The organism is Clostridium sp. (assembly GCF_047718555.1).
GTDB lineage: Bacteria > Bacillota > Clostridia > Clostridiales > Clostridiaceae > Clostridium_I.
Window position 1 is genome coordinate 50,165 of sequence record NZ_JBDNRK010000014.1, and the last position, 11,755, is coordinate 61,919.

The 11,755-nt window shown below is 30.6% G+C and carries 11 protein-coding genes and 1 pseudogene; 3 read left to right on the top strand and 9 right to left on the bottom strand.

What is annotated here, in order from left to right; translation table 11 throughout:
- Positions 1-258 precede the first annotated feature (258 nt).
- Complete coding sequence (cls, locus tag ABF633_RS07915) at positions 259-1,719, top strand: cardiolipin synthase (protein ID WP_415523125.1); 1,461 nt, start codon at positions 259-261, stop codon at positions 1,717-1,719.
- Positions 1,720-1,909: 190 nt separating this feature from the next.
- Here cls and ABF633_RS07920 read toward each other — a convergent pair whose 3' ends face one another.
- Positions 1,910-3,148 carry a DNA polymerase Y family protein gene (locus ABF633_RS07920; RefSeq protein WP_415523126.1) on the bottom strand — a complete coding sequence of 413 codons (1,239 nt, stop codon included), beginning with the start codon at positions 3,146-3,148 and terminating at the stop codon, positions 1,910-1,912.
- Between the two features lie 464 nt (positions 3,149-3,612).
- On the opposite strand from ABF633_RS07920, the gene gpmA reads away from it, so the two are divergent.
- On the top strand, positions 3,613-4,422 hold the full coding sequence (gene gpmA, locus ABF633_RS07925; RefSeq protein WP_415523127.1) for a 2,3-diphosphoglycerate-dependent phosphoglycerate mutase: 810 nt from the start codon (positions 3,613-3,615) through the stop codon (positions 4,420-4,422).
- Between the two features lie 35 nt (positions 4,423-4,457).
- On the opposite strand, the gene ABF633_RS07930 is transcribed toward gpmA, so the two are convergent.
- The 8 genes and pseudogenes from ABF633_RS07930 to ABF633_RS07965 all read right to left on the bottom strand — a co-directional run bounded on the left by ABF633_RS07930 (position 4,458) and on the right by ABF633_RS07965 (position 10,870).
- Positions 4,458-5,603 carry an ABC transporter permease gene (locus ABF633_RS07930; RefSeq protein ID WP_415523128.1) on the bottom strand — a complete coding sequence of 382 codons (1,146 nt, stop codon included), beginning with the start codon at positions 5,601-5,603 and terminating at the stop codon, positions 4,458-4,460.
- Between the two features lies 1 nt (position 5,604).
- Positions 5,605-6,723 (bottom strand): ABC transporter permease, encoded by a 1,119-nt coding sequence (locus ABF633_RS07935; protein ID WP_415523129.1) that lies wholly within the window; start codon positions 6,721-6,723, stop codon positions 5,605-5,607.
- A gap of 11 nt (positions 6,724-6,734) precedes the next feature.
- Complete coding sequence (locus ABF633_RS07940) at positions 6,735-7,670, bottom strand: ABC transporter ATP-binding protein (RefSeq protein WP_415523130.1); 936 nt, start codon at positions 7,668-7,670, stop codon at positions 6,735-6,737.
- Positions 7,671-7,718: 48 nt separating this feature from the next.
- Positions 7,719-8,234, bottom strand: coding sequence for a hypothetical protein (locus tag ABF633_RS07945; protein WP_415523131.1), 516 nt, complete (start codon positions 8,232-8,234; stop codon positions 7,719-7,721).
- 242 nt (positions 8,235-8,476) lie between these two features.
- Positions 8,477-9,097, bottom strand: a complete 621-nt coding sequence (locus ABF633_RS07950; protein WP_415523132.1) for a response regulator — start codon at positions 9,095-9,097, stop codon at positions 8,477-8,479.
- Between the two features lie 14 nt (positions 9,098-9,111).
- Positions 9,112-9,234, bottom strand: a pseudogene (locus tag ABF633_RS07955) (DUF6483 family protein); the annotation flags it as partial.
- A 42-nt stretch (positions 9,235-9,276) separates the two neighbouring features.
- Positions 9,277-10,380: a sensor histidine kinase gene (locus ABF633_RS07960; protein WP_415523133.1), complete on the bottom strand. Its 1,104-nt coding sequence runs from the start codon at positions 10,378-10,380 to the stop codon at positions 9,277-9,279.
- Between the two features lie 82 nt (positions 10,381-10,462).
- Positions 10,463-10,870, bottom strand: a complete 408-nt coding sequence (locus ABF633_RS07965) for a DUF1284 domain-containing protein (RefSeq protein WP_415523134.1) — start codon at positions 10,868-10,870, stop codon at positions 10,463-10,465.
- A gap of 231 nt (positions 10,871-11,101) precedes the next feature.
- On the opposite strand from ABF633_RS07965, the gene ABF633_RS07970 reads away from it, so the two are divergent.
- The gene (locus tag ABF633_RS07970) at positions 11,102-11,566 is read left to right on the top strand and encodes a DUF4342 domain-containing protein (protein WP_415523135.1); all 465 of its coding nucleotides are present in this window, start codon (positions 11,102-11,104) and stop codon (positions 11,564-11,566) included.
- Positions 11,567-11,755 lie beyond the last annotated feature (189 nt).

Consider the following 11,755-nt stretch of genomic DNA (forward strand, 5'->3'; position numbering starts at 1 on the left):
CTCAATTAGTATATATAATTTGTATAGTGAATATTTTTATTTAAAAAAAGTTTATCCGATGACTAGTCGCTGTAACACTCCACCATATAAAGCTGGAGATAACAGCGACACGTCCCTGGATAATTCATCTAAATTTAGTGGGAGTACAAATTCCCACTAAATAAGATTCATTGATATTCAGTTTTACAATGGTTAGTCAAAAGATAAATGGTAATACTAATTCTGTATTAAAAAATCAACCTAAGAGGAGATGAAGTTTTGAGTTTTTCAATATTGCTTTACGTAGTAATATGCACTTATTTAGCTAATATTTTCTGTGTTCTTATAACACTTTATATAGAAAGAAGAAAACCTATGATGGGTATTGTGTGGATAATTATAATGAATTTTTTACCCATAATAGGATTTATAGTATATCTGGTCTTCGGAAGAAATGTACATGTGAATAAAAAGATAACAAGAATAAAAAAAGATTTTGAAGCTCTTTACAACAAATATCTTATAAGAGAAAAATATTTAATAAACAGTGAAAGTGTAATATTTACAGATAAAAATACAATTAACTACATTAATATTATAAAATTAAACATTAATGCAAATAAGAGTATTTATTCACAAGATAACGATGTATCCATATTTACTAACGGTGCAGATAAATATAATGCTCTTATAGAAGATATAAAAAACGCTAAAGATACTATAAATATTTTATACTTTATAATAAGGAATGATAGCATAGGAAAAAAGATAGTAGATCTATTAACTGAGAAAGCAAAAAATGGTGTTGAAGTACGTATTCTTTACGATCAGGTAGGAAGCATTCTTACTCCCTTTAAAATGTTTAAGAAATTAATAAATGCTGGTGGAAAAGTTTGCAAATTTTTTCCTGTAACTATTGGACATCATATCAGTTTAAATTATAGAAATCATAGAAAGATAATAACAATTGATGGTAAAATTGGCTATGTAGGCGGAATGAACATCGGTGATGAATACATGGGCCTTGGGAAACGCAAGCTTCCCTGGAGAGACACTCATTTGAGAATTACGGGCAGTTCGGTTTACTTCCTTCAGGAAATATTCTTAACTGACTGGTATTATGCTTCAAAAGAAAAAGAAACTCATGAAAGACTGTTTATAGAACGTTTATTTCCAGATATAAAACCTCAGGGTTCCATTGGCATTCAGGTAGTCTCCAGTGGACCAGATTCAAACAAAGAGCAAATAAAGAGAAGCTTTATAAAAATGATTTCTTCTGCAAAGAAAAAGATATATATTCAAACTCCTTATTTTATTCCTGATGGTCCATTTTTAGAAGCACTGCAAACAGCAGCCATGTGCAACATAGACGTAAGAATTATGCTGCCAAAAATACCTGATAAACAATTTGTATATAAAGCTACCACATCTTACATAAATGATCTTTTGGAGTATGGAATAAAAGTTTACCTATATCCTGGTTTTTTACATGCCAAAATGATATTAATAGATGATAATGTCTGTTCTTTAGGTACTTCAAACATAGATATACGAAGCTTTGCTCTAGATTTTGAAGTAAATGTCTTTGTATACAATACAGCCTTCTTATCAAAATGCATAAATATATTTGAAAATGATATGAAAGATTCTGAGCTTGTTACTAAAGAATGGTATTATTCTAGAGGTATCATTACTAGAGTTTTACAGGGAATAAGCAGACTTTTTTCACCGCTGATGTAAAAATTAATATGAACAACCCTTAATTTTTTTAATAATACTACAATTTGTAATTTAAAGAGATATAAAAAAGATCTTAACGAAACATTGCGGTTTTATAGTATTATATAAGAGAATACCATGATTTCGTATATTCTGAGAGTATGGTATTCTTGTCTTATATAAACAAGAATTACTAGTTCTTTTAGCATAGTTAATCATCCTTTTTTAATCTTCCACTCATAGGCTTAATTTCAGATTTAACAAATACTCCTCTCATAGCGGCCTTAGAACCATACTTGAGCCTTATACTATCTAAAGTAGTATCCAATTTCTTATCTTTAACTTTATCTTTATTATCAAATAAAGACATTTGATATAGCTCATTGGAAGATAAATGGGATACAGCTACTCCAAGTAATCTTATTTTATCCCCTCTCCATGCCCTATCAAATGCTTCATACGCTGTTTTTGTAATCTCTTTTGTAGAATCTGTGGCACTGCAGAGCTGCTTTTGTTTGGAATAACTTATAAATTCACTGTTCTTTATTACTACAGTTACTACTTTACAAAGATTTTGTGAACTTCTAAGTCTCATGGCAACAGTTTCACATAGTGAGAACAGAACTATATGGGCAGAATTTCTATCCTTTATGTCAGCAGCAAGAGTAGTAGAATTACCTATACTTTTGGCATTTATAAGTCTATTATCCTGTACCTGTGAAGCTTCAATACCATTTGCATAATTCCAAATTAAAGCACCATAGCTCTTAAATTCACTTTTTAAAGTATTTAAATCACAATTGGCAAGTTCACCTATGGTCTTTATGTGTAATTTATGAAGTTTAGGAACTGTGGCTCTTCCTACCATAAATAAATTTTCTACAGGCAACGGCCATATTTTTTTCCTTATCTCCTGTGGATAAAGAGTATGTATTCTATCCGGTTTCCTTAAATCTGAAGCCATTTTAGCCAAAAGCTTATTATGAGCTATACCAACATTAACAGTAAAGCCAAGCTCTCTTTTTATTCTCTCTTTTATGATATAGGCAAAATTTATAGGATCTTCACAGGCCTTTTTTACACCTGTAAAATCCATAAAACATTCATCAATGGAAAATTTCTCTATGACAGGTGTATATTCCTGCAGAATTTTCATCATGCCATTGCTGTATTTTCTGTATAAATCATGTTGAGGCGGAATAACTTTTAGTTCAGGGCATTTCTTTTTTGCAGAAAATAAAGATTCTCCTGTTTTTATATTATATTTTTTTGCTGGAATAGATTTTGCCAATACCACCCCATGGCGGCTTTTAGAATCTCCACCAATAACAGCTGGTATTTCTCTAAAATCTATGATTCCACCTTGCTGAAGATTATAGACTGCACTCCAGGATAAAAATGCAGAATTTACATCAATGTGAAATATAACTCTATTATTACTATTCTCCATAATCAAACTTAAGTCCCCTTTACATCAACTTCAGTTCTTTAAAATTTATCTATTTCATTGCGTTTAGATAAATATAGTTACTAGATTTTATTCTATTAACTATATTATATGCAAACATATGTTCTGAGTAAAGAATTTTTATGAATAAAATCTACTAAAAATTCTTACAATATACTTAAATACACTTGCAAATGAAATATAAATTTAATGTTAGAAAAATAGAGAAAAAAAGCATTACATGTTGTTAAATCTCTAGGTAATAATGAATATCATTACCAGTATCTCATTTCACAAATAGCTAAAATTTACTATAATATAAGTAGAGATAAATAATCATACTAATATCAATGAAATTATCAATTTAAAAATTTCACTAGTTTGAAAACTGAAATACTGTATATAAATTTAATGTTATAAACAAATTAATTCTAAAATTTCCTCTATTAGAAAAAGGAAGTGATTTTATGATAAAGTTAGTTTTAATAAGACATGGTCAAAGTGAATGGAATAAAGAAAATAGATTCACCGGATGGGCAGATGTAGATTTATCTTCACAGGGAATTGAAGAGGCCAGAACAGCAGGGAAAATATTAAAGAATAATGGATATAATTTTGATATTGCCTATACATCAGTATTAAAGAGAGCAATAAAAACTCTTGATATTATATTGGATGAAATGAATCTCATGTGGATTCCTGTAAATAAATGCTGGAAATTAAATGAGAGGCACTATGGTGCTCTGCAGGGTCTAAACAAAGCCGAAACTGCTAAAAAATATGGTGAAGAACAGGTTCATACCTGGAGACGTTCTGTAGATGTAAGACCACCAGCTCTAGATAAAAATGATAAAAGATATTCTGGCAATGAAGCTAAATATAATGGATTAAAAGAAAGTGAAATTCCACTTACGGAGAATCTAGAAGATACAGAAAAAAGAGTACTGGAATACTGGCATGAAGTTATTGTGCCAGAAATTAAAGCAAATAAAAAAATTATAATAGCTGCTCACGGTAATACTCTTAGAGCACTAGTAAAATATTTAGATAAGATTCCTGCAAATGGAATAGTAAATCTAAATATTCCAACAGGCACTCCTCTGGTTTATGAACTGGATGATAATCTAAAACCAATAAGGAATTATTATTTGGGATTAAAAGGCGAATTGCCTGATGGGGCAGTTTCCTTGAATATACCTGTAGTTGATGCTAAAGAAAAAGAGGATAATTTTGAAATCTTAAGTGAAAAGGCAAAGGAAATTCAGCATAGTAGTTAAAAAAAGGCTCAAATTTTTGAGCCTTTTTTAATCATTTATACAAAATTCTTTATATTCTCATCTCTACTGAATCTATAGGCTGCTACTATGAAGAAAGTAAATGCAAAGCCCAATATAATTAGAAGATGAAGATATATACTGGAAAAACTGCTATTGGTTTGAAGTTTCTCTACAGCTGCTATTGCCCACCTTTGTGGAAGAAAATCTGCAATCTTTCTTGCGGTTTCAGGCATAAAATCTATTGGCCAAAAGCATCCACTAAGCATACAGGTCGGCGTTACTATTAGATTCATTAACATATTTGATTGTGTGGAATCCTTTGAGAAGGCCACTAAAAGTAATCCTAGTCCTATGGCTACAAAGCCAAAACATAAGAGTATTACGTACATCTGCCAAAAAGGTACATAGGTTTGAATTTTAAAAATCTTTGTCATAGCAAGTAAAGTGATCAAAGATTGAATTGCCACAATTACAAAACTGGAAATTACATTGCTGAATATATATATTTTAGAGCTTACAGGTGCAGAACATATTCTAAAATAGGTTCTATTTTTCTTTTCTTTAAGAATAATTTCTGTAAAGGAGCCTGCTCCTACCATCATAAACATAATTAAAAATCCAATACTTTGTGAGGTCATTCCCTTACCTCTTGCCGTATCCTGAACAGTTGTGGATTTAAAAGACAGGCTGTTTTCTTTCAAGCCATCATACATTTTATTGAATACCTGCTTATCTCCCTTAGATGCTTTCCAGATGTCCAGCAGATTTCTCAAGTATATATTAGAATAATTATTTATCCAAGCAGTAGAAGACTCCCCTTTTAGAGACAATATTTCCGGATTTTTCAAAGAATTATTGTACACACTTTCTTCAAAACCCTGAGGAATAGTGATAACACAATCTACCTTTCCTGCTGCGATGTCTCCCTTTGGATTTTCACTGTTTATACTCGTCAACTTGAAACTATCCTGTTTCCCAATAGCCTTTGCAAAATCACTGGATAAGGCACTTTTATCCCTGTCTATCACTCCTACTTTTATGGAACCATTTCCAACATTACTATATAGAATCATTGGAATTAACATAAAAAGCACAGGTAACACAAAATATGCAATTATACTTTTTTTCTTTCCTAATGTTACTTTTAAATTGTTCATTGCCAGCCAAATTACATTTTTCATTTTAGACTGCCTCCTTTCTATATCCAAGTGATGAAATTACAATAAAAATAGCAGATATTAATAAACTTATACCTATAGCAATACCTACAGAACTGAAATCATTACTGTATATTACCTGAAACATTGCCTGATTAATCCATTTTACCGGAGATATATTAGTTACCAGCTGCATAGTTTTACCCATACCATCCAAAGGGAAATACCCTCCCCCTAAAAATGCCAGTATAGAACTAAACATGCTTAATAATCCGCTTAATACTCCAGTGTCTTTTATTATAAAGGACAGACCTGCCCCAATACTTACAGTCATTACAGACTCTGCCAAGGCTATAATAAACACTGTTCCCAGATGATCTCCCCAGTAAGCATGAAATACAAATTTGCTAAAGGCTATAATTAGTATAATCTGCAGTACTGAATAAATAATAATACCTAGTGTCTTTCCCATTAATATCTTATATTTACTTACAGGAGCACAAAACAGACGATCTTGTGTTTTTCCCGTTCTTTCACCAGCTATTGAATACATTCCAGTCATAGAAGAATAGAGTATTATAAGGGTCAGCATAGTTACTGCATAATAATCCATAGCTTCTGGTTTTGCCTTATTATTCAAGGAAATATTAGTAACTAATCCTTCATAGCTGGCGTTATTATTAATTTCATTTAAAGCTCCTGGATTAACCTTAGCTATCTCCATTACAGCACCATATCTTTCAAGGAATGATTTCATTATGGATTCCACAACATTACCTTGAATACCCGCCAGGTCACTTTTATATAATTTCATTCCCTTATCATTTATTTCGAGAAAACCAGAAGCCTTACCATTTTTAACAGCTTTTAAACCTTCCTCCTCTGTGTTCACCTTTGAATATTTTATTCCAATAGAATTTCCTTTATCTATAAAACCATCAAAGCCCTTTGATAAATAGCCGCTGTCCTGCTCCAAATATGCTACACTTATATTTTTAAAGGTAGTGGAGTCACTAAAATCACTGGATAATACTGTACCCAATATAAAAATTAATACTATTGGAAACAGAAGTCCCATGATAACTGCTTGTTTATTTCTAAAAGTTTGCTTTATGGTTTTTAATGCTATAATTAAAACACTCATAAAATTCCCTCCTAATCTCTAAGCTTTCTGCCAGTAAGCGTAAGAAATACAGTTTCCAAATCAGGTGTCTTTGTCTCTACATTTTTTATATGGATATTCTTTTCAGTGAAGAACAAAATTATTTTATCCAGATTATTTACATCCTGTGAACTGCTTATCTTAACAATATTATCCTCCAATTCAGCACCTATAACTCCATTAATCTCATTTAATTCATCTAACTGAAAATTGTTTAAAGACTGTATAGTTACCCAAATTGTATTTGTATCAGAAATGCTGCTTTTCAGTTCCTCCTTTGTACCCTCTGCTATAAGCTTTCCATGATCTACTATACCTATTCTTGTACAAATCTCCTCTATTTCTTCCATATAGTGACTGGTGTAGATAATAGTGCTTCCCATTTCATTTAATTTTTTAACAGACTGAAGTATATGATTTCTTGACTGTGGGTCAATTCCAACGGTAGGTTCATCCATTATTATAACCTTAGGTCTGTGAGCAATGGCACAGGCAATATTTAGACGTCTTTTCATTCCACCAGAAAATCCTTTTGGAAAGCTTTTTGCCTTATCTATAAGTCCCACAAATTCAAGTGCTTTTTCTACTCTTGTTTTTAGCTCTTTTCCTCTAAAACCATAAAGACCTGCAAAGAATTTCACATTTTCATAGGCAGTAAGATCTTCATATATAGCTATATCCTGAGGAACTATTCCTATATTTCTCTTTGCAAATATTTTATTCTTTCTTATATCTTTTCCAAGTATTTCAATGGTGCCTTCATTAGGTGAAAGTAATCCACATATCATATTTATAGTTGTACTCTTTCCAGCTCCATTAGGACCTAAAAGTCCATATATCTCACCTTCTTCAATACCTAATGTGATTTTATCTACAGCTGCAGTGTTTCCAAACTTTTTTACTAAATTTTCAATTCTTACTATCTTCATAAAATCCACTCCTCGTAAATTATCTTTTTCAAACAATCTTTAAAATGTTTAAAAATTTTCTATAATTTCCACATCACTAAAAGCTACATCAACCTTTATATAAAAACAAGGCAATCCACTCTTATATCCTGCTGTAGCATAACTCTGTTCACCGAAAGTAATCTTTGAATTATTGGGAAGTGTTACATTGGCAAAGCTGCTATCTATTCTTATGAGAGCTGGTACATTGGGATTAAGCTTTATTACACATTTAGAAAAGGTTACATCAATTTTCATATTTTTATCCTGCAGTGGTGCTAATAATTCAGTACAGTCTAATATGGCACTTGAAAAAGTAAAATCATATTTATTATGGAGATCGGTAGCTTTCACTTCCCCACTCATAAATATTCCGTCCATTTTGTTATATCCATTTTCATTACCATACTTTTTTAATATAAATAAGATAAAGGCAACAATTATTAATACAAAAACTGCTGAAAATACAAATTTTAATAAGTGTGGCGCTATAATAACAACTACGATTACAATTAATAAAATTGTCCAAGTGTCATACTTTCTCATGGATAACTCCCCCTTCTTTAATATTTTAACCTTGCTGGTGATCAGCATAATTTTCACTGCATATAAACATAGCCATCTGGATATAGTGGCTTATCAAATTTAACTCCAGTGAAATCCTCTAAATTTAGAATTTCTGTTTACAATTTAATTATAAAAAAAATAGTAAGCCTGCAACAGTACATAAACTCACTATTTTAATATGATAATATTCATTTTTTATATATGAGAAAAGTCATATTCCTTTACGTCAAATAATAAATTGCTATTTGAGTTCTGTGCTCCAGACCAGTTTTGTCTAATATAGAGGTTATATAATTTGCAACTGTGCCCTCTGATATATACAGTTCTTTAGCTATCTGTTTATTAGATAATCCTCTTGATATGCTTTCAATTATCTCAATTTCTCTTTTTGAAAAAAGATTTTTATCCAGCTTATTAACTTTAGTATTACCCAGACCCTCTTTAATTCTGTCGAACACTATATCCTGAATAACTGTATTCCCACATTTAACCATTCTTATGGCATCTTTTATTTTATCTGGCGGATTGCTCTTTAAAAGATATCCCTTAGCTCCATTCTTAATGGCATCCATTATAAATTCATCATCATCAAAGGTGGTAAGAATGAGAACTTTAGTAGTCGTATTACTGCAAATTTCCTTAGCAGCCTCTACTCCATTTTTTACAGGCATTCTTACATCTAATAATGCCACATCCACTTCATGTTCCCCGCAGTACTTTGAAGCTTCCTCTCCATTCTCTGCACAATACAAAACATCATATTCTTCATCCATACTGAGAATCATTTTAAAGCCTTCTCTTACTATAGCATCATCATCTGCTATTATGAGTTTAATTGGCATATTCATCCCTCCTTCTATTTTACAGCTTTTTGTATATCATCTAACCCTTGAAATATCTCTTCTCTCGAAAAGTTTCCTTTGGCAATCTCTTCGTTGCTTTTTAAAAGTAGTTGGCTATAAAACTCTTTTCCAATATTACACTTCATCCTAATTGAATGATTTGTTCTTAAAGATAACCCCTACTCCACCGGCAAAAGATTTATTACAGAAAAACCATTGGACCCATCAATTATCAATTTACCCCCTACACTGCCGCACCGTTCCTCCATACCTATTATACCAAGACTCTTTTTTATATTATCTGCACCTACTCCATTATCCTTTATTTCAGCTTTTATAAATTTAGGAAGTACCTGTATATTTATTGAGATTAAAGATGCCTTGGAATACTTTAAAGCATTGGTAAGTGCTTCACCTACATTATCACATATTATTTTCCACTGAACTATAGATATAACCTCTAGATTTCCTAAATGTACTAAAGTAGTTTTTATATTATTATTTACTGAAAACTCCTCCAGTAAAATTTTAAGTCTGTTAATTCCTATTTGCTCCTGAGGAGGTTTTATATTTTTTAGAGATGCTCTTATACTTTCTGTGCCAGATCTTAATATTTCTATGACTCTTTCAATTATTTCCTCCGATTTTTTGTTATCCTTATTTAAAAATAATTTTGCTGCCTCCAGCTGTATTATGCTTCCTGACATAGCATGGCCTATTTTATCATGTATTTCCTGGGAAAGCTTATTTCTCTCCTCAAGCCTTGAAAGATATTTTATATGCTGCTCATAGTTTGAATTCTTATTTAATTTCATAGACAATAAATGAATTTTCTCTCTCATATAATCATTTTCTTTTAATATACTATCTATTCTCTTGGTATACTTATGGGATGATAAATATATTATATAACTTATAAGCATCATAGTAATATAATCCATCTTCATATATATATTTAAAAAATATATAGGCGTTAATACTATAAGAAATGGAATAAGTATTATATTCGTTAAATCAAAAAATAATTCAAATATACTTATAGGTAAAAGCAGTGTAAATATTGGGTCTAAATAATACAAATATCTAACTATTACTATAATAAGCAAAAATAATAATGCCTTTTTTAATCTATTTTTCTTAACCAGATATATACCTGCATTGGCAGATATGTAGATTAAAATAAATAAAACCACCTGTGGAATAGATTTAGTCCCGCTGCTGGAATACCTAATAACACAATAAAATAAAATCACAAGTTTACTCGCACTAAGCCACTGTTCCATTAAAATTATAAGCTCCTTAATTTTTTTATCTTTAAGCATTACTAAATAAACATAATACTAAAGTATATAACAAGCCATATTACTAATCAATGCTTTGAATATGTCTTAAATGCCATAGGCATTTCTCTGCCCATCTACAATTTCCACATATATTTTCTACATCTTCCATAGTTCTTAATTTTCTATTTACTAGATCAAATGCATCTTTGGCACTTATTGTACATCCCTTTTTAAGTCCTAATTTACTAAGCACTGCATTATCCATGTTATCAACTTCCTTATTGCAGCAATATTGCTCCTTATTATTACTGCAAGCACTGCAAATATCATCACAGCTGTTAATCAAATTTATTTTACAATCTGAATTTTCTCTTATATATTTTATTATTCCAGCCATATTATGAACAAAGTCCTCACTGTAACCATAGCCTTGGAACCCCTGCATGCATAAAAAATGATGTGCTCTTATATTTAATATCTTCTTATCCATAGCTTCTCCTCTTCATCATTCATTTTACACTGTAATTTAGATAATTGGAATAATAAGTATATAGATTTCTAATGAAATTCTAATCTTTAACTAATCTTTCTCTAATCTTCCCTTTCTATAATAAAAGTATAGATTAAGCATACGAAAAATAACAAGTTAAAGCTAGAAAATATTTCAGTGTACGAACTGGTTATTTATTAGGAAATGCTATAAATTAAGGGAGGAATTAAAATGTCAGTTAAAGTAGAATTAATTGATGAGTTAAGAAAAAGAGCTAATGTTAGTTATGAGGAGGCAAAGGAAGCACTGGAAAAATGCAATGGAGATTTAGTGGAAGCTTTAATTTACCTGGAAAAACAAAACAAGGTAAAAAGCGATGAAGGCAGCAGTTTCTTTAACATTATTAAAAAGATTATTAAGAAAGGCAACACCACAAAATTTATTATTAAGAAAAAAGATAATATAATATTGAGTTTGCCAGTAACTATAGTAGTAATAATTACTGTATTTGCTCCTTATGTTGCTGTACCTGGTTTAATACTTGCTCTAATTACTGGTCACAGATTTAGATTTAAAGGAAAAAATGGAGAACCGGCAAAAGTTAACGAAACTCTAGATAAAATATCTAATGTGGTAGACACTGCAAAAAAGAAATTTAATGAAGATACTGACTCTCAAACCAGCAACCAAGTTTAAATTAATGACATTAATGAGTCAAATTACACCCCTGTGATAATTAAATTAACATCTCTTGAGTAAATTACACTCTGAGTTGAACCTGAAATTTGGTAAACTTGAAAGATAACACTATCAAATCTATTGTAACTCAATAATTTGATAGTGTTAAATTTTAGTACAGCACATATTTTCTCTATATAACCTTAA

Excerpts from the sequence above, each read along its gene's own strand:
- ABF633_RS07920 (WP_415523126.1), bottom strand. The coding sequence starts at position 3,148 with ATGGAGAATAGTAATAATAGAGTTATATTTCACATTGATGTAAATTCT.
- gpmA (WP_415523127.1), top strand. The coding sequence starts at position 3,613 with ATGATAAAGTTAGTTTTAATAAGACATGGTCAAAGTGAATGGAATAAA.
- ABF633_RS07930 (WP_415523128.1), bottom strand. The coding sequence starts at position 5,603 with ATGAAAAATGTAATTTGGCTGGCAATGAACAATTTAAAAGTAACATTA.
- ABF633_RS07935 (WP_415523129.1), bottom strand. The coding sequence starts at position 6,723 with ATGAGTGTTTTAATTATAGCATTAAAAACCATAAAGCAAACTTTTAGA.
- ABF633_RS07940 (WP_415523130.1), bottom strand. The coding sequence starts at position 7,670 with ATGAAGATAGTAAGAATTGAAAATTTAGTAAAAAAGTTTGGAAACACT.
- ABF633_RS07945 (WP_415523131.1), bottom strand. The coding sequence starts at position 8,234 with ATGAGAAAGTATGACACTTGGACAATTTTATTAATTGTAATCGTAGTT.
- ABF633_RS07950 (WP_415523132.1), bottom strand. The coding sequence starts at position 9,097 with ATGCCAATTAAACTCATAATAGCAGATGATGATGCTATAGTAAGAGAA.
- ABF633_RS07960 (WP_415523133.1), bottom strand. The coding sequence starts at position 10,380 with ATGGAACAGTGGCTTAGTGCGAGTAAACTTGTGATTTTATTTTATTGT.
- ABF633_RS07965 (WP_415523134.1), bottom strand. The coding sequence starts at position 10,870 with ATGGATAAGAAGATATTAAATATAAGAGCACATCATTTTTTATGCATG.
- ABF633_RS07970 (WP_415523135.1), top strand. The coding sequence starts at position 11,102 with ATGTCAGTTAAAGTAGAATTAATTGATGAGTTAAGAAAAAGAGCTAAT.